The organism is Planktothrix tepida PCC 9214 (genome assembly GCF_900009145.1).
Classification (GTDB): domain Bacteria; phylum Cyanobacteriota; class Cyanobacteriia; order Cyanobacteriales; family Microcoleaceae; genus Planktothrix; species Planktothrix tepida.
Genome location: NZ_LN889812.1, coordinates 57,868 through 81,423 on the forward strand (window position 1 = coordinate 57,868; position 23,556 = coordinate 81,423).

Below are 23,556 nucleotides of genomic sequence, written 5' to 3' on the forward strand. Positions count from 1 at the left end.
GAAAAAAGTGTGAAGTGCAGAGTGTATTGAATAAAAAGATTGTTGATTGATCTAAATGTCCCCTGGAGATTCATCTCTAAACCGTTTATCGGGGGTTTGGTGGTCACTCAAACCCCCAACCCACCTAAACTTTAGTCGCTTTGGGTGAACTTAAAACCTCAGTATTGCCCTGAACGGATTTACCGTTGCTGACTCCTTCTCCTTGGCGGGGTTGAATTACACCATAACCACCGTGATGAGAGCGCTTGTAGATCACATTAATTTCTTCAGTCTCGGCATTGCGGAACATATAGAAATCATGATCAATCAATTGAAGCTGTTCTAAAGCTTCATTAATCGTCATTGGAGGCATCGCAAAATATTTTGTGCGAACCACCTCTTGGGGCAATTCAGGAGAACGATTTCCAACCAAGTCTTCAACAACTGGATGTTCGTTAACCACTTCACCCGTTTTGGGTAGATTGTGGGTTTTATCCTGGCGTCTTTCTTTGTACTTCCGCAGTTGGCGAGCAATTTTGTCAGCGACTAGATCAATGCTCGCGTAAAGATTTTCACTACTTTCCTGAGCGCGAATCACAGTTCCGTTGGCATAAATTGTCACTTCTGCGGTTTGTTTTGGATTTATCCGAGGGTTCCGAGCAACTGACAAATGTACATCAACTTCCGTCGTCAATTGTTCAAAATGACTGACAGCTTTTGTAATCTTTTGATGTACATATTCGTGAATTGCAGTCGTAACTTCCAAATTTTTACCCTGGATAACAAGCTTCATAAAGCTCCCTCCCGCTCATAATATGGGCATAATCTCACCTTAACACTAACCCGATACCAAACTTCACCCGTTTAAAATCTTTTTGATCCTGTGACAAAACTTGACTTTTTTAAGTTAAGTTTTGTCAAAAAGTGCTTGATTTTTTTCGGAATTTCTTGTAGGGGTTTTCCTTTCTCCTTAGCTGTGTTTTAAGTATTCTTACTTATTATATTAGCAGAAATGGGTTAATCTATACTATAGTTCACTGGTTTTTTTTACGGTTACTGTGCGTCCCCCTTGTCAAATTTATTACTTCGGATCGGTTCCCTATACGGTGGCTTGGAACTGGCAACACTCTTTGATTGAAGACCGAAAGCTCAACCCGGCTCTTGATGATGTGTTGATGCTGTTGGAACATCCCCCCGTCTATACTTTGGGGCAGGGGGCTGATCTGCAATTTCTCAAGTTTGATCCGCTCAAGAGTCCTGTTGAACTGCATCGGGTAGAACGCGGGGGCGAAGTCACCTATCATTGTCCAGGGCAGTTGGTCGGGTATCCGATTTTAAACCTAAAACGCCATACCCCCGATTTACACTGGTATTTACGGCAGTTAGAAGAAGTGTTAATCCAAGTGTTAAGATTTTATGAACTTCCGGGAGAACGAATTCCCGGTTTAACGGGGGTTTGGATCGGGGAAGTGAAGGTTGCCGCCGTTGGCATTAAAGTCAGTCGCTGGATTACCATGCACGGTTTTGCCTTGAATGTATGCCCTGATATGCAAGGGTTTGAAGCGATTGTTCCCTGTGGTATTGCCCATCGACCCGTCGGGAGTTTAGCCCAATTTATTCCCGGTATTACAATCGAAAAAATACGCCCCCAAATTGCTAAAACCTTTGCTCAGATCTTTGAAGTAGAGTTGATTCCGCCTCAAGTCGAGTTGATTCCTACGGGAATAATTTAGTTGAGGTTGACAGATTCCTTCAAGTTGACTGGTCAGGGTCGAAAATCATGCTATAATTTAAGCTGGATTAGGTATCGGTAGCCCAGTTTATGCTGGAATCAGGAAAAATTTTTCTGTTTAGTGTAAGTCCTACTCGCTTACCTCCGAATTCCAATCTCTGCACACCACTCGATTTTAAGAGGTAAGTAATGACTATTTACGTTGGTAATCTTTCCTATAGCGTCACAGAACAAGATCTCACAGAAGTCTTTGCTGAGTACGGTAATGTTAAGCAAGTTCAGCTTCCCATTGATCGGGAAACTCAACGCAAACGGGGTTTCGGCTTCGTGGAAATGGAAACAGATGCTCAAGAAGCCAAAGCCATCGAAGAGTTAGATGGTGCTGAATGGATGGATCGCGTCCTGAAAGTGAATAAAGCCCGTCCTCGTGAAGAACGCAAACCCTCCAGAGGAGGCTGGGGCGGCGGCGGTAATTCTAACTATCGCGGTGGTCGTCAGTAAACAGTTTTAATTCTGATTAACCTGCTCTGAAGTCTTCTTCTGACCGGACAGGGAATTTCAACCCTGTCCCGATGCTGTCGGTGACCTTAGGGCAGCTTGTCCAACCCAATCAATTATTCAAGTGGGAGAATATGGAATGAGCCAAGTCGTTCTCGGTGAAACAGAACAATTAGAGTCCGCCCTACGTCGCTTTAAGCGGAAAGTTTCACAAGCTGGCATTTTTGCCGATCTGAAAAAAAATCGTCATTTTGAAACCCCCGGACAAAAACGCAAGCGGAAAGAGGTAGCTCGCCATAAAGAACGTCGTCGCCTTCGTAACCGTAGACAACAATTTCAAAATAGTGACTCCTAAAGGGAAAAACGGACGATACAGTGAGCCGATTTGGTTTGCTGTCCCGACTTCCTCCCTGACGCTTTAGTTTTTTCCTGGCCCGATGCTGGGTTCTGGGCTGAGGACACGATTATCCTCCCAGGAAGTTCGTTCTGGGGGGAGAGAATGCCATAGGTGTTCAATGTGGTTCGCTGGCATGGTTAGATATAAAATATCCCCCGGTTGTAGCAAAAAGTTCAACAGTTCCCAACTGTGAATCGTTTGATAAGCGGTTTCAATATATAAAGGAACAAAATCTACTTTTCGGGCTACCTCTTGGACTCGTTTTCCAGAAAACGGATGATTGGGAGTAATCAAGGTTCCTAACGCCACCCAAAGACTATCGGCGGTGATTCCACTTCCTAAAATCCGTCCGCCTAATGCCGCCGCCGCAAAGGCTGGAGCCGCAATTTCTGTTGTATTTAAGACCGCTTCAAAATCAAAAACTTGTTGAACCATTAAGGCAAAATGGGAATCATGGGTACGGGTAATCACTCGTAAATGCGGTGCTAATCCCCTCGCACTCAAGGCAATTTCTAAGTTTCCCGTATCATCATTAGTAACAGCCAGTAACGCTTCTGCGGCTTCAACATTCACGCTTTTGAGGGTATTGGCTAAACTCGCATCTCCTTCAAAAACCGGAATTTTTAACCCTTTGGCGGTGCTCATAAATCGACTGTTGGGATCACGTTCAATCACAACGACTTCATACCCGCGTTGATATAAATGTTGAGCAATATTTAATCCCAATTCTCCTAAGCCACAAATAATATAATGATTGCGTTCAGGAACCCGTGTGGCGTTCACATAATCTTTTAACCGAGTGCCTAAAATAAAATCATTCAATAACGCATAACTAATTCCAACTACTCCAGTCCCGATTAACATCATCACAACGGTAAACAGTTTAATCGCCTCCGGGGAATGTTCAACCACTTGTTCATTCCCCCCGGCTCCAGTAATCATTCCCACAGAAAAATACAGAGAATCTACAAAAGAATAACTGGGATCGGCGAAAATATAAGTTAAAGTCGCACCTAATATGGTCAGACATAAAATCAAGCTCACAATCAGAGCAGACTTGGCATATTGTTTAAATTTTTGTAGACCGCGTTTGAATTTTAAAAGTCGATATCCTAAATCTTTTTGAGTTTGACGAGTTTGGGGTTTGAGAGCAACAATTAAGCGATCGCCCACTTGCAGTTGTTGATCAGCCATTACCCCAGAAACTAAATCAATTTGATCTTTAAAAGGTAAATAATAAATTAACATTCGATTAGGTTCAGCCCATAAATCCCTCAAACTTTTTCCCAACCAAGGATGATTTTGATCAATTAACTCTTCATGAATCGGCCAAATTTGATTAAATAATTCCAGTTGTCCAATGGCTTGATTTCCCAAAGCCGCAAAGGCGAATACAGGGGCGGCTAAAGCCGAAACACTCATCGTACTGTGATCGGGTAAGGTTTGATTCAGGCGGGTTCCCAAATTAGTATTAAATAAACGATTAATAATCCGAATTTGAGGATTTAAAATTCGCGCCTGCATTAAAATTGCTAAATTGATCGCTTCATCATTTCCCGCTAAAATTAAAGCATGAGCCGTTTTCACCCCAGCCGCTAATAAAGTGGAGGCGGATCGTAAATTTCCCACAATCACATCAGACCCTTCTTGGGGAATCGGTCGGTCGCTCATTCCCACCACAATCGCCCCTTGTTGTTTCAAGAGTCTAAAAATCTGATATCCGGTGCGACCTAAGCTACAAACGATGATTCGAGGTTTCATAGGTATTGCCATTCATAAAGACGATCTCACGCCAACGTTCTCAAAGTTTAGCTATCACCCGAAATTATTAACGGTATTGTCACTCTCAGACTGTATCTAACAACACGAACTCAAGCAAGAAAAGCAATTTTAATCTTCATCTTCGCTAAAAACAGGCGGCCATAATTCAGCAATGGGTAATTCCCAACCTGGAAACAATTCAGAAATTGTTAAAATATCCTCATTTCCCAGTACAATCGGTTCTTCTGTAGAACGATAAACCGTAACCGTTAACAAATCAGGATCGATCAAAATCGCAACTTGTGATCCTAATTCTAAGAATTTCTTGATTTTCTTTTTGATCAGATTAATGCGATCGCTTTGAGATTTAATTTCTACCACTAAATCCGGCACTAATTCAGCAAAATAGCGCACACTTTGTCTGAGACGAGAAGCCCGCACAAAAGCAACATCAGGGGCTTTAAGATTAGTATCAGGAAGAATAAAACCGCCAGCAGAGTCAAAGACACGACCTAAACGACGGGGATAAACCCAGTTACCTAGTAAACGGCTGAAAATCACTCCAATTTCACTAGAAACAATATCTGATGGCCCCATAATCTCAATTTTTCCCTCTACTAATTCTAACTGATAATCTAAACCAGCTTCTGAGAGGCTTTTTTGGACTTGCTCTAAGTCTTTTATCGTCATTAGAGACATGATCACAAGCTCCTATTGAATTTTTTGTTAACTTTGATTCTAACAAAAATTAAGCGTTTAAAGTCCTGTTAACGCATCAGTATTAGGATCAGGTAAAGGTTGTTGTTGAACATCCACATTAGACCAAGATTTTGAGGGAGTCGAAGGTGCTTTCACGGATAAGCGAGAGGTGGGTTGTAACCGTCCTTGATCTTGTAATTTTACTAATTCTTCTTGATAAATTGCCATTAATCGAGCTAAACTTTCGGCAATTTGATCCCAACTTTCATCACTGACAATTTTATCAGCAATCCCTTGAAATAAATCCCCTTGTTTGCTTTTCTTGACAAATTCTTTTAATCGTTTCCCCGATTTTTGTAAAATGGCTTGGTAAACTTCCCCATTCGACCACCAAACACCCGGTTGAGTTAATAACCAAGTCAGGATATATTCTTGGGCGTGTTGTTCCTTAACCCAAGTTGCGAGATACTGTAGTTCTTCCATCGCTTCCATCAAACAAGACTAAAATTTTATATACCGAATCTTTAAAAAAACCTGACTTAGATTATACACTCAGTAAAATCAACGCTAAGTTGACACTCCCACCCCTACGCTACGCGCTTAGGGTGGGATTCTCGTATCTAGCCCAGTCAAACAAAGACAATTGAATGTACTCTTCTTGTTTGACCGTATTCATCGAGTTCGGGGGTGTGCCAAACACCCCATCAGTTAAACCGGATGAATCCATTACAGAAGCATCTCTCTGTAGGTCTAACTGACAACAGAAACCGTCCCATTGAGATAGGTTTCGTGAAGCATTCAAATCAGAATTATGGTAGTGACCATTAGGGCAATTAAAATCCTGTCGATTTCTTTTACCAATAACACCACAAGTTGAACAAGATTTAGAAGTATAAGGTGCAGGTCTTTTAATTAATTTTAATCCCTTCAGAGCTAACTTATAATTAAGTTTTTGTTCCAAAGAATAATAAGACCAATTATGTCGAGATTCACCGGAATCAGAACGAGATTTCTTACTCTGCTTCATCGTATTTCGACATCCTTCTAAATCCTCAATAACAACATCAGCATTATGGGATTCAGCAAAACGAACAATCCGGCAACTAATGGTATGGTTAATTGCATCCATCCATCGACGCTCTTTTTTGTTCCATTTCTTTAAAGCTCGAAATTTCTTAGCTTCTTGAAGTTGCTGTCTTCTTTGCTGAAAATAGCGTCTTCGATGTTTAACGCTGTGACCTTTAAAGAACTTACCGAAACCCTGTTGAGGTGCAACTACCGCTAAATTGTTCTGTCCTCGGTCACACCCTAATCTTTTCTCTGTCTCAACTTCTGGAACATCCTCAGTAATTGACAGATAGGCATACCACTTATTTCGATGTTTAATTAATTTAAAAGAACCCCCTTGAATTGTTCCCCTTAGCAATCCATCTAAAACAGGTTGCCAATGAGGAGATGCAACTTCAATGGGGATTCTTTTTTCACCTTTGAGGGTTGGGAAACTAATTGAATAGGTACTCCCTTTTTGGCTTAATTTCCAGTTTTGATTGTTAACTTCTACCGGAAGAACTTTATATTGTTTGGTTTGACGACCTGTGGGTGATGTGGTATGCCGAATGACTTGATTCACCAGGGCAGATTTTAACTCGGACATGATTTTAGCTGTTGTCATCTGACGTCGCTCTTTAATCGGCCATGACAACAGCTTATTAGCAATCCGTGTGTTTTCTTCCGTCATTTGCTCAAACATTTGAGCTTTACAACGGTTGAGATTCACGAATTTTAATTTAATCGTCCGAGTTATCTTATTCATGTTAATCATGATAACATAGGGTTTTTCACTCCGCCTAAAGGCGGGTATTCTACATCCCACGTCTTTCAAGCGTGGGATGTAGAATACGGTTATTGTAAGAAGATTACTGCACTTAGTAACCCACAATATTACAGTCAATAGAAATCTATGACACTGCAAAAATTTGGTGTAATTGGTCTAGCCGTCATGGGTGAAAACCTGGCGTTGAACGTCGAGCGCAATGGGTTTCCGATCGCAGTTTATAACCGCACGGGTGCTAAAACCGATGAGTTCATGCAGCAACGGGCTCAGGGAAAAAACGTCAAAGCTGCTTATACCCTGGAAGAATTTGTCCAATCTTTAGAACGTCCGCGCCGCATTTTGGTGATGGTGAAAGCCGGGAAACCCGTTGATGCAGTCATTGATCAGCTTAAACCGTTGCTGGATCAAGATGACATGATTATTGATGGGGGTAACTCCCTCTATGAAGACACTGAACGCCGCACAAAGGAACTAGAAGCCACAGGTTTAGGGTTTGTGGGGATGGGAGTTAGTGGTGGCGAAGAAGGTGCCCTCTGGGGGCCAAGTTTAATGCCGGGAGGGACGGAAGCATCTTATAAAGAATTAGAACCGATTTTAACGAAAATTGCCGCCCAGGTGGATGATGGCCCCTGTGTCACCTTTATTGGGCCAGGTGGCGCGGGTCACTACGTTAAAATGGTGCATAACGGTATTGAATATGGCGATATGCAGTTAATTGCAGAGGCTTATGATTTGCTGAAAAATGTAGCGGGGTTGAATGCGGCTCAACTTCATGAAGTCTTTGCAGAATGGAATACCACCGACGAACTCAATTCTTTTTTAATTGAAATTACGGCGGATATTTTCAAAAAAATTGATCCTGAAACGGGTTTACCGTTAGTTGATTTAATTGTCGATGCTGCTGGACAAAAAGGCACCGGACGTTGGACGGTAATGAGTGCGTTAGAGTTAGGAGTTTCTATTCCAACCATTATCGCTGCGGTCAATAGTCGGATTATTTCTTCCTATAAAGATGAACGGGTCGCCGCCTCTGTGGAATTACCGGGGCCAACGGGTGAATATCAAGGAGATATTGCCAATTTAGTGAATAAAATTCGGGATGCGTTGTATTGTTCTAAAATCTGTTCCTATGCTCAAGGAATGGCGTTATTAAGCGCTGCTTCTAAGGAGTTTGGGTACAATTTAGATCTCGGTGAAATGGCGAGAATTTGGAAAGGAGGTTGTATTATTCGGGCTGGATTTTTGAATAAAATTAAAACAGCCTTTGGCGAAAATCCCAACTTACCGAATTTGTTATTAGCACCGGAATTTAAACAGACAATTTTAGATCGTCAAGAAGCTTGGCGGGAAGTGTTAGTTCTCGCGAATCAATTTGGAATTCCAGTTCCGGCTTTTAGTGCGTCCTTAGACTATTTTGATAGTTATCGACGGGCTACTTTACCCCTGAATTTAACCCAAGCTCAACGGGATTATTTTGGCGCTCATACCTATGAACGCATTGATAAACCCAGAGGTGAATTCTTCCACACAGAATGGACAAAGGATTAATTCAACTTATTTTTAAGTTGGGTTGAGATTTGCCGAAGTCCCCCATTATTTTAGGGGGACTTTTTGTATGGAAATTTATTGATAGCAACCGCCAAGATGGTTAGGACGCAAGGCGCAGTAAGTAGCCGGACAAATCAAAGTTTAATTGATTGAGTTGATGACTAATAAAAAAATCGTCAATTTGTTTCCATTAATATAGCAAGTCTAAATCAGTTATATAAATGTCTTAAAATTCAATTCATCGTAGGGGCGAGGCGCGCCTCGCCCCTACTGGGATTTTTGTCCAGTTTTGAGGATTAATAATACTGATGATTAGGATTGTACAATCCATTTAGACTTGCTATACGACTAATTTCTTAGTCTAAAGAGGTAACGACCAAAATGGTCATAGCCCAGAGTTTCGGTTTCCATTAATACGACTAATTTCTTAGTCTAAAGAAGTTCAGTCCGCAGAGCTATCCGCTCTCGGAAACTGTTTCCATTAATACGACTAATTTCTTAGTCTAAAGTATTTTCGGCTTTTATGCCAACATATGCAACTGGTGTTTCCATTAATACGACTAATTTCTTAGGAATGAAAAAGTAATAACTTGATGGGCTTCAGGTATAATGAAGTATAGGCACTGATGGCAGATTTTACAAAAATTGAGAGNCACTCCCACACCATCACCATCACCGACTCCAACACCATCACCGACCCCTGCACCAACTCCCACCCCATCACCGACTCCAACACCATCACCGACTCCTGTACCCACTCCCACACCATCACCAGATGACTGTTCTTCTAAACCCTTTCCCCCTGTGGATGTAGAAACCAGTCGTCAAAAAAATGTTATTCAAAATTACTTCAATGGAACCGAAAATAACGATTATTTGATAGGAACTGATGTGAATGAAGCAATTGATGGAGGAAATGGAGACGACATTTTATTGGGGATGGAAGGAAATGATAATTTAGACGGAAAAATTGGAAATGATACTATTTTTGGGGGTCAGGGAACCGATTTTATTAATGGTGATACAGGTTCAGATTTTCTGTATGGTAACGAAGATTCAGATTTTCTCTTTGGAATGGAAGGAGAAGATCACCTTTGGGGAGATAACGGGGATGATTATTTGAGTGGGGGAACTGAAAATGATAATTTATTAGGGGGAAGTGGAAATGATTTAATATTTGGGGATGAGGGAGATGACACCTTATTTGGTGAAACTGATCATGACTCTCTCAGTGGAGGATTAGGAAATGATATTTTATTTGGAAATCAAGGTAACGATCAACTTCAAGGAAATTTAGGTAATGATATAATTTATGGCGGAAAAAATGATGACTTTTTATGGGGGAATGAGGATAATGATTTATTATTTGGAAATTTAGAATCTGATACGTTAGAAGGATGCGAAGGCAATGATAGTCTTTATGGGGGTCAAAACAATGATAGTTTAATGGGCGGAATGGGTAATGATTTCCTCAGTGGAGATCAAGGAGAAGATACATTAATCGGAGGAAGTGGAAATGACCAATTTACGATCGCAATTGGCACTGGAAACGATATCATTCTTGACTTTAATATCAACGAAGATCTAATTAATTTAGTTGGAGGATTAACCTTTGAACAATTAACTTTGACAACACAAAATAATTCTACCTTAATTCAGTTAGCCAATAATGGAGAAATATTAGCAACATTAATCGGCGTTAATTCTTCTAGTTTAAATGGTAGTCACTTTACAATCTAATTCTGCTGATTGGAACAATTCGTAGTAAAGCGTTTACGCCTCAAATCTCTAAAGGGCTTACGCCCTTAAATTTCACTGAATAGAATTTGATTAACCGTTAGATTTAGTTCAGTAAAAGTCGGAGAAATGAGGCGATCGCTTTCTGTAAAAACAACTTCGTCATACCAGCCTTCAGAAAGCGTAAAAACAGTAATTTTAGCTTGTAATGGATCAACAACCCAATATTCAGGAATATTTAAAACACAATATTCAGCCCGTTTAGCCCGATAGTCAACACTTTTCGTTGAAGTGCTAACAACTTCTACCACTAAAAGCGGGGGTGCTTCATTTAAACGAATAACAGCCTCGCGGTTTTGTAAATTCCGCCACTGTTCTTTAGGAATAATTACAACATCAGGAATGCGAACGGTATCCCAGCGATCGCCACGAGGAGATTGAACACCGATCGCCATTTGTTTAGATACCCAATCTCGTCCTATTCTAGCAATCTCGGTGCGAAATTGTGTATTAATAAAATCGACAATTTCACCATGTTGTCCAGTTCCTAAAGCCATAGAAACTAATTCTCCGTTGACTAATTCATAGAGACTATCTGTGCCGTCATCGTAGTTAAGATACTCTTCTAGGGTAAAGCGTTGGGTTGTGAGAGTCATCTGATTTTACGGGGTTGGGGATAATTCTATTCTACTATCTGATTAACTGATCCAAAATCCCCCATTAAGCTATGCACTCAATAGGGGATTATCAATTTATAATCTAATTTTCTTAACTAATCCAATTTCTTTTTGACGCTATCGAGTGCATTGTTAGCTGCATTTTTTAAGTCATCAACAACGTTTTTAGCTTTGTCTTTGAGATCGGCTGCTGCATTCATAGCCTCTGCTTGTAATTGTTTGGCTTCCCCTTCTGCTTTCAGTTGGTTATCACCAGTCAACTCACCCGCCGCAGCTTTTAATTTACCTTCGACATCGGTAGCCGCCGCTTTGATTTTATCTTCTATACTCATAGCTTTTTCCTCCTTAAAGGATACTAAAGTGATTTGTCAAAATTTAAACAGAAACTTGTTCAAAATAGTAGGTTAGCGATTTGAATTTGAGTAGGGAGCCGTATCCCAATAGATATAAATTGATTCATTCGCTAACCGATAAATTTGCCCTTTATCGTCCAAACCAGCTTGACGATAGGCGGATTTACCATTTTGGTCTACATAGTTACCCGGTTCATCTCCTACCGGGCGCAGGTCGTAGCGTTTGCCATTCTGGAGTTGAATGCCAACGGCGCCTTGACGCTGAGAAAAGGTACATAGACCAGAAGATGAGGCTTTATCTTCTCCTTTGGGATAAACATCACAGCGAGCTTTTACGGTGTCTGCTTTAGCAACATTGGCAGTAGCCAGAACGCTCAAAGACAGGAGTGCTGCAAAAACAGAAGTCTGAACTTTCATGGTCGTTGTATATTAAACGATGGCAGGAATTCGTTTATTTCCTGAGATAGATGGCTTTTGACAAATTTTAGGATATTACATCCTTGCTGAAATTCCAATAAATTTAATGTTAATCAAAGATTTATGTCTACAACCCAAAGAAACCTACAATGGTAGGTAATAATTCCTTGCATTTTTCAACTAATGCCACAGCAGCAGGTGATTCCGTTAACAAACCTTTTAAGAATTGTGGGGCATCTTTTGCTATTTAATAGAATTAATTTTTGAGTTATCTTGAGATAACTTTAGCTTTTGACCTGAAATTTATTTTAGGGTGTAAGTTGACTTTGTAGCTAGGGGTTTACCTATGAATCCCCTAAGCCCTGAAGGGCTTACTACGAAGGGTTGACAAATGTTCGGTTCAAAAGCCATCTTAATAACAGAGTTAAACTTGCGATACCAGAGAGTAAATAGTTGTTTATGTTTCCTTTTGTTCCTGCGTTTTATTTGGCTGAAGTGATTACGATTCCACCCCCAACCTCTGGGAAACGATATATTACCCAAATGCAGGAAATTCGGCCCTTACCCGGACAGTTGAATGAAATTCCGGTTTTTAATAGTAATAGTCCTGAAGTGGTCACAGGAGAAGGAATATTATTATCGACTTTTCCACAAACGGCGAAAAAATTCCCCAATGCCCATCTTAATATTCCCATAAGCGGACAGTTTGACTTTTTTTCCCATCATATTGCTCGTCCGATTAATAAACAACAAACCTTATATCAAGGGGTATTAATTTATAATCCCAGTTCTCAACCGGTTACTTTAAATATTTTGCAAGGAATTAGTTATGTCACGTCACCGGATGCGCCATTTGTGGAATTGCCGCCAATGGTGGAAGACCCTCAAGGTCGGGTGTTTTCTGGGCCGGGGTCACGGTTGGCGGGGGATATTTTACGAGGACGCCATCAACGCACCTTTCCTGAACAAATCATGATTCCGCCGCAACAAACCCAGATGTTGTTTAGTTTACCGATTCCAACGGCCAGTGCCCGTTCAACGTTCCTGCGGTTACAAAGCAATGGCCCGGTGCATCTGGCGAATTTAGTTCGGTTTGCGACTTCTGGGAGTTCTCCAACTTTTCCGAATATTCCGGGTTTTCCCATCTCTTCCTTTTCTCCCCAAATGCCGATATTAGGTCAATGGCTAAATTTCTTAAATACGGGCAGACTAGCAGAACCTAGAGATATTATCCCGACTTTAGGGGAAAATGCGTATCAGGGAGAAAAAGTTTATGGTCGTGTCGCCGGGGTATCGGTGGGTTCTGAATGGACAGGGACAGTGGTAGACCGTCCGGGGATGAATGTTTTAACGATTCCCTATCCAGGGTATGCTTTTTCCTATCCTTTGAGTACGGTTTCAACGGCTACTTTGGGGACTCAGCAAATTCAGAGTGCGCCGTTGTTAGCCCGTTATCCCGATACGGCGACTCGTGCCAATGGAAATTATGGCGTACAATATCGCCTGACCTTACCGTTATATAACCCTACCCGCCAATCTCAACGGGTGAGTTTATCGATTCAAACCCCCTTTAAACAAAATGTGGCTTCTAATCGATTAACCTTTATTGAACCTCCTCAAGGACAGGTGTTTTTCCGAGGAACAGTTCGGTTTACATACAGCGATGATTTTGGACAAACTCAACAGCGTTATTTTCACTTAGTTCAACGTCAAGGACAGCAAGGGGAATCATTAATTACGTTAACATTACCCCCCGGAGGATCTCGTTCTGTGGGAGTGGAGTTTATTTATCCCCCCGACGCTACACCTCCCCAAGTCTTAACGGTAAAAACCTGGGAGTCCGGTGTAAATTAAGGCTTATTTAGCTTTAAAATTAAGCACTATAATAGGATCTTGAATTTTCAATCTCAAGGAAAAAACAATGACTGAAAAATATAGACTTGTTACCCGCAGTGATTTCGATGGTTTAGTCTGTGCGGTTCTTTTAAAAGACTTAGATATCATTGATGAAATTAAATTTGTGCATCCTAAAGATATGCAGGATGGCAAAATAGAAATTACAAATCAGGATATTACAACAAATTTACCTTATGTTGAAGGGGTGCATTTGGCGTTTGATCATCATTTAAGTGAAACCATTCGCAACCCTGTGGTTAATAGTAATTATATTATCGATCCGAATGCCCCTTCTGCGGCTAGGGTTTTATACAATTATTATGGGGGAAAAGCTAAATTTCCGGCTATTTCTGAGGAAATGATGGAGGCAGTAGATAAAGGAGATTCTGCCCAATTTAATCAAGAAGAAATCTTAAATCCTGAAGGTTGGGTTTTATTAAATTTCCTCATGGATGCTCGGACAGGGTTAGGACGGTTTCGGGATTTTCGCATTTCTAATTATCAACTAATGATGGAGTTAATTGATTATTGTAAAAATCATCAGATTTCTGATATTTTACAACTGCCAGATGTAAAAGAACGGATTGAAATTTATTTTGAACATGAGGAAAATTTTAAGGATCAAATTAAACGCTGTTCTACAGTGCATCAAAACTTAGTGGTTTTAGATTTACGACCTGAAGAGGTGATTTATGCCGGAAATCGGTTTATGATTTATGCTTTATTTCCCGAATGTAATATTTCAATTCATGTTTTATGGGGCGTTAAACAACAAAATACCGTGTTTGCGGTGGGTAAATCCATTTTTAACAAAACCTCTAAAACTAATATTGGAGAGTTAATGTTAAAATATGGCGGAGGCGGTCATGAAAATGCCGGAACTTGCCAAGTCGAAAATGAGCACGCTTCTCAAATTTTACAGGAATTAATCACTCAAATTAATCAAGACGGTTAAATGGGTTCCTTTTAACTTCTTCCCGAATTCCCAGTGGTGTTTTATTTTCGCTCACAAATTTGTGTCACTTCTCCCCTAGCTTCTCCTACACGGAGAGGGGAGAAGAATTATGAATATTAAATTTGCCCTCAATTTCATACAATTAATCACCCCCTTTTCCTGGCAGGGAAGAAGGCTAGGGGGTGAGATCATACAAAATTGATCCGGCAACAGGAAACAAGCCTGGGAGGCTTGCTAAAAGGTCGTTAGACAAAATATTACACCGCCGGAGTAGCGGTTTTTTTCATAAATTCAAAATAATTATCCCAAAATTGTTTTTGAGATTCCATTACCGCTTGATTCGTAACTTCTTGAACTTTGAAGCCTGTTTGTACCAGTTCTTCTTGGTAACTTAAGGTTTTTTCATAGGCTTCTTGAGCATTCAAGGTCTTGGGTGCTGTTTTGAGGTTTTCCAGCCAAGTATCAAACAGTTGTTTTTGCCAATTCACCAACTGTTTTTGGTATTCGTTGATAAAATCATTGTTCATGAGTTAACAAACCGCTAAAGGCTCCATCTCAATAAGGAATGGAGAGAAAACAGGGCGGAATTTACTGTTTTCTAAGGAAAAAATACAGGTTTGTCCCGGTCATAGATTAACCGTCGCTGTTCTTCCATCAATCCGTAAGTGTACAGGGGTAAAAATAGGAGACAGTTAATTTATTAAGTAATTATACTAAAACTTTGATTCATTGAACAGTCAATTTCAACCAAAACCTGTAAATTTATCAGAATTAAAACGCAAACTTTCTTAACAAAAGCAGTTACAGGGGTTCAAAGATTTGCGACAATAGAAGTAATTCAATGGTTCTTCTGGACTTAGAAACCCCATGATGCTGACACTGTATCTATTCTGTCTGACAATTGGTGGGGGTTTTGTGATTTTATCTGCCTTTGCTGGACTCGATGGTGTTGATTTTGATCCCCATTTTGAGATAGATGTAGAACTGTCTAAGCCACCCCAGGATGCAGAAGCCCTCACCCCGCAAAAACACCCGAAAAACCGTCAAACGGGTTTCCGATTACCCATTTTCAGTTTAAGATTTTGGACGTTTGGGGGCTGTTTTTTTGGCTTAACCGGATTTCTTTTAACAAAACTTAATCTTTTGCTTTCCCCTAGCTTCATTTTTGCTATTTCTCTAGGGGTTGGGGTGAGCTTTGGAACGGTAATGGTTGGAATTTTAAGGCGACTGCACCAACAACAAGCCAATAGTTTAATTTTATCGGAAGATTTAATCGGATTATGGGCAACGGTTGAAATTCCCTTTGATCACAACTGTAAAGGAAAAGTCCGATTATATTTAAAAGAATCAATGGTTGATGTGGTTGCCATCACCGAGGAGGAGCATCAGTTTGAAAAAGGAGATAAAGTTTTTGTTGTAGGAAGACATCATGATAAAGTCTTAGTAATTCCTGAAGAATTCTTAAATTCTAATTAAAAATTAAGGATTAAGATTCGGGAAACTGTAAAAAAAGTTAGAGACCCTAAATCTGACTCAGATTAATTTTATAATAAGAGGGAAGATCATGCCAAATTCCATCCCCAAAATTCAAAATTCATCAAGGATTACAGAAGTTGCCCAAGCCCCCACTCCTGATAATTCACCTGATACATCTTCTACCAGTATTGGAACGGCTTTACCCATTGCTTTATCAATTTTTGGCGTTATAATTTTTATTTGGTTTTTGAATACCTTTCTACGAATTTGTAAACCTAATGAAATTTTAATTTTATCCGGTCGCAAACGTCGCAATAAAGACGGCCAGGAAGTCGGATATCGGGTTATTTTTGGCGGACGCACCCTTTGTATCCCCATTTTAGAAACTGTTAAAACAATGGATTTACGGACGATGCCGGTGCGTGTGGAAGTGAAAAATGCTTATTCTAAAGGGGGAACACCTTTAAATATTCAAGCGATCGCGAATGTTAAAATTTCTAATGATCGTGCTATTGTGGGGAATGCCATTGAACGGTTTTTAGAGCGAGATCGTTCAGAAATTTCACGGGTTGCTAAAGAAACCTTAGAAGGAAATTTACGGGGTGTTGTGGGAACCTTAACCCCGGAACAATTAAACGAAGATCGGTTACAATTTGCTGAACGCATTGCCGAAGATGTTTCACGGGATTTATCAAAATTAGGTCTACAATTAGACACCTTAAAAATTCAAAGTGTCTCCGATGATGTGGATTATTTTAACTCCATTGGTCGTCGCCAAATTGCTTTAATTGTTCGAGATGCGGAAATTGCCGAATCAAATGCTTTAGCGGAAGCAGAACAAACGGAAGCCGACTGTCGGCGACAAGCAGAAGTTGCCAAAACCCAGGCGCAAACCGTTGTTTTACAGAAAGATAATGAACTGCGAAAAATTAAAGCGGAATTAGAACAACAAGCGCGTTCAGAAGAAGAAAGAACCATCGCAGCAGCCAAAGAAGCCAGAGCAAAAGCTGAACAATTATTACAAACCGTAAGAGCAGAATTAGAACGGTTACGGTTAGAATCGGATGAAGTTTTACCTGCGGAAGCTCAACGCCAAGCCCAGGAATTAAGAGCAAGAGGAGAAGCGGCATCTTTAACAGAAAATGCCTTAGCTGCGGCAACGGTAACAGATTTATTAAATCAAGTTTGGCAGGAAACCGGGACAGATGCTTCACAATTATTTAATTTACAACAAATTGAAATGATCCTCACTGAAGCAGCCAAAGTTCCTAACCGAGTTCACTTACAAAATATTAATGTCATTGATAGTGGGGATGGTAAATCTATTGCCGGAGTTGTCAATGCCTATCCTGAAATTTTCCGACAATTTTTAGAGACGGTTGAACACACTTTAGGGGTTAAATTAGCCGGAAAGTAAACTTTATTGTTGGGCTTTAACCCTCCCAATTACACTTTAGGAGATTTTACAGATGGAAATTATCATTGCTTTATTAGGAGTTTTAGGATTAGGAACTGGGGCGGGATTTTTAGTGATTCGTAACCTTTATTATATTTGTCAACCCAGTGAAGTGTTAATTTTTGCCGGAAGTCGTCGTCCCGTTGAAGGGGGACAAGATGTTGGCTATCGTTTAGTTAAAGGCGGGAGTAGCATTAGAATTCCCTTATTAGAACACGCTTTTCGTATGGATTTAACCAATATGATTATTGAGTTAAAAGTGTCGAATGCCTATTCTAAAGGGGGGATTCCGTTAACCGTTGAAGGGGTTGCTAATATTAAAATTGCCGGGGAAGAACCGACAATTCATAATGCAATTGAACGGTTATTAGGCAAAAGTCGCAAGGAAATTGAACAATTAGCCAAAGAAACCTTAGAAGGAAATTTGCGGGGGGTGTTAGCGAGTTTAACGCCAGAACAGGTGAATGGGGATAAATTAGCTTTTGCGAAAAGTTTATTAGAAGAAGCAGAAGATGATTTAGAGAAGTTAGGATTAGTGTTAGATACGCTGCAAATTCAAAATATTTCTGATGATGTCGGATATTTAGATTCTATTGGCCGAAAACAACGGGCAGATTTATTCCGAGATGCTCGAATCGCCGAAGCCAAAGCCCATGCAGAATCTATTATTCAAACCGCAGAAAACCAGAAAAATACTTCGTTGAAAAAGTTAGAAACGGATATTGAAGTTGCCAAAGCTGAAGCCGAACGTCGGGTGAAAGATGCGATTACAAAACGACAAGCGGTCATTGCAGAATCGGAATCAGAAACGGCTTCCCAAGTGGCAAAAACCCAAGCGGAAGTGTTAGTTCAACAAGCTCGACTTAAGCAAGTTGAACAACAGTTACAAGCGGATGTTGTTGCACCTGCCGAAGCCCAATGTAAACGAGCAATGGCGGAAGCGAAAGGTAATGCGTCTCAAATATTAGAAGCAGGAAAAGCCCAAGCGGAAGCCGCCAAACGATTAGCAGAATCTTGGAAATTAGCGGGTTCAAATGCGAGAGAAATTTTCCTCTATCAAAAATTAGAAGTGTTATTAAAAACAATGGTAGCAACGGTTCCTGAAGTGGAAGTAGATAATGTTACCGTTGTCAATAGTACCCAGGGAGGAAGTGCCACAAAATTAGCGGCGTTTTTAGCAGAATTAAAACAAACAACGGGAATTGATGTTGCAGAAACCATTGAAACTCTCAGTCAAAATCGTGTTCAACCTCAAGTTATTACTCCGGTTGTTTCTAAACCGTTAAAATCTGCCTCGAATCATTCCCTAGAACCTCTTAATTCTGACAGTTAAGTGCTTAAAATAGGGTGTAAGGAGTAATATTAATTATTACTCCTTTAATATCAAAAAATATTAGAAAATGAGTACCTCTATTTTTGCCTGAACTTCTTGAATTACATCTTCGGGTACTATTTCAATAAACTGAATTAAACGAACTTTATAATCCAAACTTTTGATATGGTCTACCAAAATAACGCCATAAGTTTTTAAGTCTAAAGGAAGACTCACTTCAAAAGGATAGCCTTTTACCTGTGCTGTAATTGGCATAAATAAAGCTAAGGAGTTCTTAACATTATATTCGTAAGGTGAAATAACGAAAGCGGGTCTTAAGCCCTTTTGTTCATGTCCTTGAGTGGGATTAAAATTTAATTTGACAATATGTCCCCTATCAGGAATATAGGATTGATTTACCAAACTTCATTCCCCACGGCGAGTCCTGTGTCTGTTTCAGTGTGGCAATTTTCAGGAGTGATTTGGCTCACAAGTTCTTCAAGAGAATAACGTTTACGATTACTGGGTTTAATCACAATCGTTCCATTTTCTACACTAAAAGTAACTTGTGAACCTTCGGAAATTTGAATCGCTTGAGCAATATTTTGAGGGATGCGAACCGCTAGACTATTCCCCCACTTCGCTACATTAGTTACCATTATTATTAATCCTTTTTAATCTATGTAAATACTATGTATACACTATACCAAATATTTGAGAAAAACACGATTAAGTTAATAATACTTAAATTGTGAGAAGGTGTAGGGTGGGTGACAACCCATGACTAGGGTTAAGATTAAAAGTCTATGAGTGTCGCCCCCCTAGGGTTAGAAAAATGGGTGAGGAAATGCTTGATAAAACCTGTTAATCATCTCCTAACAATACCGCTAATAATGCTTTTTGAACGTGCATTCGGTTTTCTGCTTCATCCCAAACTTTTGATTTTGAACCTTCAATTACTTCATCCGTAATTTCTTCATCTCGATGGGCGGGTAAACAATGTAAAACAATGGAATTTTCGGCGGTTTTTTCCATTAATTTAGCATTCACTTGATAAGGTTGAAACAGAGGAATTCGGGCTCTGGCTTCTTCTTCCTGTCCCATACTTGCCCAAACATCAGTATAAACAACATTCGCATCTTTTGCCGCTTCAATGGGGTCATCGGTAACAATAACTGCTGTTTTTCCTTGAGCAATACTTTTCGCTTGTTCAACAATATCAGCATCGGGTAAATAGTTAGCCGGGGTAGCAATTCTCACATTCATGCCTACCATTGCACAGCCTAATAATAACGAATGAGCCATATTATTAGCCCCATCGCCAAAATAACTTAAGGTCAATCCTTCTAAGGTTCCAAAACATTCTTGAACCGTCATTAAATCCGCTAACACTTGACAAGGATGTTCTCGATCTGTTAAAGCATTAATTACAGGAATTTCAGCATAATTGGCAAAGGTTTCTAAATCCTTTTGTTCAAAGGTACGAATTGCCATAATATCTAAATATCGGTCTAATACCCTAGCCGTATCCACTAAGGGTTCTCCTCGACTTACCTGGGTAACATTCGGGTTTAAATCAATGACTTGACCCCCTAATTGATACATGGCTACGGTAAAACTTACACGGGTTCGGGTTGAAGCTTTAGAAAACATTAATCCTAAAACTTTATTGCGACGTAATTTAACCATGCCGGATTTTAATTTTGTCGCTAAATCTAATAAAAAATAAAGTTCATCAATACTAACATCCGCTAAACTTAAAAAATCTCGTCCTTTTAAACTTTCCATCATCATTCCTCACGAATTATGTCCAATAGGGGCAAGGATACCTCACCTCTACAAAACCAGGGTTGTTTTATAACAGTATTCAAGGCAATTAGGACATCAAAGTTTGCGACTTTCTTCCCTGTTCCTAGTTAAGCTGTTCCCTGTTCTCTTATAATTTTAAAGTTTTCTAGGCAACAAAACTGTTCTGAGATAACTGATTTATTGCATTATCTAATAATTCCCATCCTTGAGCAACGGTTTCAATTTGGGCCAAATGATTGCGTAATTCCTGTGCCCCAGGAAACCCTTTCGCATACCAGGTTAAATGTTTTCGAGATTGATAAATTCCCCGTTGTCCTTTATACTCCGAGAGTGCTTGCAAGTGTTCTTTTGCACATTGCAACCGTTCAATTACTGAAGGCGGGGTTTTTAATATTCCTGTTTTCAGAAAATAGTCAATTTCTCCCACTAAAAACGGATAACCTAGGGTTCCTCGCGAACACATCACCCCATCAGCACCCGTTTCTTGTAAACATTGAATCGCGGCGTCTACGGAAAAAATATCGCCATTAGCAATAACGGGAATGCTTAACTGTTCCTTAACCTGTCGAATCCAGTCCCATTTGGCTTGACCATTATACCCTTGAGCACGAGTTCGAGCGTGAATGGTGATCATTTTTGCCCCCGCATCCTGCATTCTACGGGCAAAATCCAAAATTGTGATCTCTTCATCACTCCACCCTATCCGAGTTTTTACGGTGACAGGCACATTCACCGCCTCAACCACTGACCGGACAATGGTTTCCGCAATTTCCGGTTGACGCAACAACGAAGACCCGCCCCCATTTTTGGTAATTTTATTGACGGGACACCCCATATTAATATCAATGGTATCAGCGCCTTCTTCAACGGCTTTTTGCGCGGCTTCGGCTAAAAAATGGGGGCGACAGTCAAATAATTGAATACTAATTGGGCGTTCATTGGGGTCAACTTCCATCATTTTGGGGAGTTCCCGAACATGACAAACTTCGCTGGCGTGCACCATTTCGGTATACATCATCGAGTCCGGGGCGTAACGACGAACTAAACGCCGAAATACCAAGTCTGTGACACCGGATAGGGGAGATTGTAACACCCGACTATTGACTTCTACCGTGCCAATTTTTAAGGGTGTGGATAAACGTTGTTTTAATTCAGGTGAGAGAACAGACATGGTTTAAGGGAAACAAATGTAGCAAGTCAGACTCTCTTTATATTAAAATAGAACCACCCTTTCTGGGATATAACCCTTTAACTCATCGTTTATTTTATGATGAACCTTCCCCCGAATAATCGTGAACCGTTTCAACAAAATGGCAATGCTAACAATGTACATTTTCCTAAAGTTGAATCGGATGAGTTTAGCGAAGAAATTCAAGATTTCCAAGTTCAGGAATATGACCCCAAAACCCTCAAAACGATTCAACGTTCTTTTTGGTTTTTAACGGTGGTGGGTTTAGTGGTTGGTGTCTTTGTAGCGGCAGGGGTGTTGTATTTAATGCAACGCTTTAATATTACGGCAAATCCAGCGCAATTAGAGCAACAAATTCGTCGATAAACCCTCAAAACATGAGAAAATTATTCTCGAACTTGATGGCGTTGGTCTGCAATTTTTTTAACTTTTTCGGAAAATTGAGGGTAATTATTGAGGACTTTATCAAAATCTTCTTTATAGAGAACAAATAACTCACAGTATGTTAAGGTTTTGACTGAAGCAGTCCGGCGACTATCATACAGTAAAGCTATTTCACCAAAAAAAGAACCTGCTACCAATAAACTATAGACTTTTCCCGTTTTTTCAGAAAAGGCTTGCAATTGTCCTCGTTTCACAAAATACATTTCATGCCCCATTTGATCTTCTCGAATTACATAGTCATGGGGTGGGAGAATTCGGGGTTTTAATTTAATCACTAAATCTTCAATAAAACAGGGTTCTGCGTCTTGAAAGATGGGAACTTTTTCTAATAGTTCTTGATAAAGATAACAATAGACTCGTGTTTTAATCGAGTGCGGAAGTTCATCTAAAAAGTAAAAATCCAGCGTCACATCTCGATTATATTCCCACATATATTGATAATAATCTAAGATATTTTTTTGTAAGGAAGGAGGAATTTTTCGTTCCCACATATAAGCTTGAACTTGACCCAATTTATCTCGAAATCGATTTTTACTGGCATCTAAATTAGAAATCACTGCCACCACATTTCCAATTACAAAGGCATACAGCGATACTCCTAAGAACATCACCATAAAGGTAAATATCAATTCAATATTGTTTTGGGGAGTAATATCCCCATAGCCTACAGTTGTTAATGTTGTAATTGACCAATACAAGGAATATAAATATTGAGTTGTTGTATTTTCTAAATGCAAATTATCACCTTGAAGCCAAGACTCTCCTGATTGTCCCGTTAAATTTCCAATAAAAAACCATAAACAAGCGACCCAATGATCAATCAAAAAAACAATAATGAATAGTTCAAACATCCGAACAACACCCGAATTAAAATAAACATTGTTATCCCATTTTCTAAAAATCAAAAAACATTGAGGAAATCTTAATAATCTCGGAATTCGGCATAAACCCATTAAAATTAGAGAAGCCTGGGGTAAAAATAAATAGACGAAAATATCTAAGGGCAAACTTGCAATTAAGTTGGATTTAAAGTCTGTTTTTCGATAATGAATACTAATTTCAGCTTTATCTTTAATCAGTTCACCCTCCTTAGTATAACTAATGTGAAACCGCAAAAAAATATCTATTATTAAAATTAAATCTGCTAAATTATCTAAAAGAAACCAATTTTTATAAATTGTGGCATTAAACGCTATGCGAAAGGGAATAGTAAAGCAGTTATAGAGGGTTACTAAAACAATCAAGGCTTCCCAGATAATCAGGAGTCTTGATTCGGGGTGAAAAGACGGTATTCGGGAGAAGAAAGATAGCATTCAAATGGAAGGATTAAGTCTTAAATAAGAGTGTATATTATTTAATTCCATTTTTGGGCGTTATCATCTCTTCC

The 23,556-nt window shown here is 39.7% G+C and carries 25 protein-coding genes; 11 read left to right on the plus strand and 14 right to left on the minus strand.

The features are described 5' to 3' along the window. Window positions 1-124: 124 nt before the first annotated feature. Window positions 125-772 (minus strand): ribosome hibernation-promoting factor, HPF/YfiA family, encoded by a 648-nt coding sequence (gene hpf, locus PL9214_RS20155; protein ID WP_072720557.1) that lies wholly within the window; start codon window positions 770-772, stop codon window positions 125-127. Between the two features lie 265 nt (window positions 773-1,037). Here hpf and lipB point away from each other — a divergent pair, with 265 nt between their 5' ends. From lipB to rpsU, 3 genes are all read left to right on the plus strand, one after another. Further along, window positions 1,038-1,712 carry a lipoyl(octanoyl) transferase LipB gene (lipB, locus tag PL9214_RS20160; RefSeq protein ID WP_245824317.1) on the plus strand — a complete coding sequence of 225 codons (675 nt, stop codon included), beginning with the start codon at window positions 1,038-1,040 and terminating at the stop codon, window positions 1,710-1,712. 188 nt (window positions 1,713-1,900) lie between these two features. Continuing rightward, window positions 1,901-2,212, plus strand: a complete 312-nt coding sequence (gene rbp, locus PL9214_RS20165; protein ID WP_072720559.1) for an RNA-binding regulator — start codon at window positions 1,901-1,903, stop codon at window positions 2,210-2,212. A gap of 136 nt (window positions 2,213-2,348) precedes the next feature. Then, window positions 2,349-2,564 (plus strand): 30S ribosomal protein S21, encoded by a 216-nt coding sequence (gene rpsU, locus PL9214_RS20170; protein ID WP_072720560.1) that lies wholly within the window; start codon window positions 2,349-2,351, stop codon window positions 2,562-2,564. Between the two features lie 63 nt (window positions 2,565-2,627). Here rpsU and PL9214_RS20175 read toward each other — a convergent pair whose 3' ends face one another. From PL9214_RS20175 to PL9214_RS20190, 4 genes are all read right to left on the minus strand, one after another. Further along, entirely contained in the window at window positions 2,628-4,367 is a 1,740-nt protein-coding gene (locus tag PL9214_RS20175) for a potassium channel family protein (protein WP_072720561.1), read from the minus strand. 129 nt (window positions 4,368-4,496) lie between these two features. After that, a complete protein-coding gene (locus PL9214_RS20180; RefSeq protein WP_072720562.1) occupies window positions 4,497-5,066 on the minus strand; it encodes a Uma2 family endonuclease in 570 nt (189 codons plus the stop codon). Between the two features lie 57 nt (window positions 5,067-5,123). Next, the gene (locus PL9214_RS20185) at window positions 5,124-5,549 is read right to left on the minus strand and encodes a hypothetical protein (RefSeq protein ID WP_072721144.1); all 426 of its coding nucleotides are present in this window, start codon (window positions 5,547-5,549) and stop codon (window positions 5,124-5,126) included. A 109-nt stretch (window positions 5,550-5,658) separates the two neighbouring features. Then, entirely contained in the window at window positions 5,659-6,879 is a 1,221-nt protein-coding gene (locus PL9214_RS20190; protein WP_072720563.1) for an RNA-guided endonuclease TnpB family protein, read from the minus strand. A 147-nt stretch (window positions 6,880-7,026) separates the two neighbouring features. Between PL9214_RS20190 and gnd the strand changes: the two genes are divergently transcribed. Together gnd and PL9214_RS20205 are read left to right on the plus strand one after the other, a co-directional pair. Further along, a complete protein-coding gene (gnd, locus tag PL9214_RS20195; RefSeq protein WP_072720564.1) occupies window positions 7,027-8,448 on the plus strand; it encodes a decarboxylating NADP(+)-dependent phosphogluconate dehydrogenase in 1,422 nt (473 codons plus the stop codon). A 939-nt stretch (window positions 8,449-9,387) separates the two neighbouring features. Beyond that, window positions 9,388-10,188, plus strand: a complete 801-nt coding sequence (locus PL9214_RS20205) for a calcium-binding protein (RefSeq protein WP_439331540.1) — start codon at window positions 9,388-9,390, stop codon at window positions 10,186-10,188. Between the two features lie 65 nt (window positions 10,189-10,253). Here the strand turns inward: PL9214_RS20205 and PL9214_RS20210 are convergent, their stop codons facing one another. The 3 genes from PL9214_RS20210 to PL9214_RS20220 all read right to left on the minus strand — a co-directional run bounded on the left by PL9214_RS20210 (window position 10,254) and on the right by PL9214_RS20220 (window position 11,632). Then, window positions 10,254-10,841 (minus strand): Uma2 family endonuclease, encoded by a 588-nt coding sequence (locus PL9214_RS20210; protein WP_072720567.1) that lies wholly within the window; start codon window positions 10,839-10,841, stop codon window positions 10,254-10,256. Between the two features lie 116 nt (window positions 10,842-10,957). Beyond that, window positions 10,958-11,194 carry a CsbD family protein gene (locus PL9214_RS20215; RefSeq protein ID WP_072720568.1) on the minus strand — a complete coding sequence of 79 codons (237 nt, stop codon included), beginning with the start codon at window positions 11,192-11,194 and terminating at the stop codon, window positions 10,958-10,960. A gap of 72 nt (window positions 11,195-11,266) precedes the next feature. Next, window positions 11,267-11,632 (minus strand): hypothetical protein, encoded by a 366-nt coding sequence (locus tag PL9214_RS20220; RefSeq protein WP_072720569.1) that lies wholly within the window; start codon window positions 11,630-11,632, stop codon window positions 11,267-11,269. Window positions 11,633-12,091: 459 nt separating this feature from the next. Between PL9214_RS20220 and PL9214_RS20225 the strand changes: the two genes are divergently transcribed. Together PL9214_RS20225 and PL9214_RS20230 are read left to right on the plus strand one after the other, a co-directional pair. After that, window positions 12,092-13,486, plus strand: coding sequence for a DUF3370 domain-containing protein (locus PL9214_RS20225; RefSeq protein ID WP_072720570.1), 1,395 nt, complete (start codon window positions 12,092-12,094; stop codon window positions 13,484-13,486). Between the two features lie 67 nt (window positions 13,487-13,553). Next, on the plus strand, window positions 13,554-14,483 hold the full coding sequence (locus PL9214_RS20230) for a DHH family phosphoesterase (RefSeq protein WP_072720571.1): 930 nt from the start codon (window positions 13,554-13,556) through the stop codon (window positions 14,481-14,483). A 257-nt stretch (window positions 14,484-14,740) separates the two neighbouring features. Here the strand turns inward: PL9214_RS20230 and PL9214_RS20235 are convergent, their stop codons facing one another. Then, window positions 14,741-15,010, minus strand: a complete 270-nt coding sequence (locus PL9214_RS20235; protein ID WP_072720572.1) for a hypothetical protein — start codon at window positions 15,008-15,010, stop codon at window positions 14,741-14,743. A 340-nt stretch (window positions 15,011-15,350) separates the two neighbouring features. On the opposite strand from PL9214_RS20235, the gene PL9214_RS20240 reads away from it, so the two are divergent. The 3 genes from PL9214_RS20240 to PL9214_RS20250 all read left to right on the plus strand — a co-directional run bounded on the left by PL9214_RS20240 (window position 15,351) and on the right by PL9214_RS20250 (window position 18,748). Beyond that, the gene (locus tag PL9214_RS20240) at window positions 15,351-15,959 is read left to right on the plus strand and encodes an NfeD family protein (RefSeq protein ID WP_245824318.1); all 609 of its coding nucleotides are present in this window, start codon (window positions 15,351-15,353) and stop codon (window positions 15,957-15,959) included. An 88-nt stretch (window positions 15,960-16,047) separates the two neighbouring features. Next, window positions 16,048-17,376, plus strand: coding sequence for a flotillin family protein (locus tag PL9214_RS20245; protein WP_072720574.1), 1,329 nt, complete (start codon window positions 16,048-16,050; stop codon window positions 17,374-17,376). Between the two features lie 52 nt (window positions 17,377-17,428). Continuing rightward, complete coding sequence (locus tag PL9214_RS20250) at window positions 17,429-18,748, plus strand: flotillin family protein (protein WP_072720575.1); 1,320 nt, start codon at window positions 17,429-17,431, stop codon at window positions 18,746-18,748. Window positions 18,749-18,808: 60 nt separating this feature from the next. On the opposite strand, the gene PL9214_RS20255 is transcribed toward PL9214_RS20250, so the two are convergent. The 4 genes from PL9214_RS20255 to dusB form a co-directional block, all read right to left on the minus strand. Beyond that, entirely contained in the window at window positions 18,809-19,150 is a 342-nt protein-coding gene (locus PL9214_RS20255) for a type II toxin-antitoxin system PemK/MazF family toxin (protein ID WP_072720576.1), read from the minus strand. Then, window positions 19,144-19,386, minus strand: coding sequence for an AbrB/MazE/SpoVT family DNA-binding domain-containing protein (locus PL9214_RS20260; protein ID WP_072720577.1), 243 nt, complete (start codon window positions 19,384-19,386; stop codon window positions 19,144-19,146). The genes PL9214_RS20255 and PL9214_RS20260 overlap by 7 nt, the downstream gene beginning before the upstream one ends. Window positions 19,387-19,591: 205 nt before the next feature. Beyond that, complete coding sequence (gene argF, locus PL9214_RS20265; RefSeq protein ID WP_072720578.1) at window positions 19,592-20,515, minus strand: ornithine carbamoyltransferase; 924 nt, start codon at window positions 20,513-20,515, stop codon at window positions 19,592-19,594. A gap of 166 nt (window positions 20,516-20,681) precedes the next feature. After that, window positions 20,682-21,707: a tRNA dihydrouridine synthase DusB gene (gene dusB / locus PL9214_RS20270; RefSeq protein WP_072720579.1), complete on the minus strand. Its 1,026-nt coding sequence runs from the start codon at window positions 21,705-21,707 to the stop codon at window positions 20,682-20,684. 96 nt (window positions 21,708-21,803) lie between these two features. On the opposite strand from dusB, the gene PL9214_RS20275 reads away from it, so the two are divergent. Continuing rightward, a complete protein-coding gene (locus PL9214_RS20275; RefSeq protein ID WP_139295122.1) occupies window positions 21,804-22,091 on the plus strand; it encodes a hypothetical protein in 288 nt (95 codons plus the stop codon). A 20-nt stretch (window positions 22,092-22,111) separates the two neighbouring features. On the opposite strand, the gene PL9214_RS20280 is transcribed toward PL9214_RS20275, so the two are convergent. Continuing rightward, window positions 22,112-23,482, minus strand: a complete 1,371-nt coding sequence (locus PL9214_RS20280; protein ID WP_072720581.1) for an ion transporter — start codon at window positions 23,480-23,482, stop codon at window positions 22,112-22,114. Window positions 23,483-23,556: the final 74 nt, after the last annotated feature.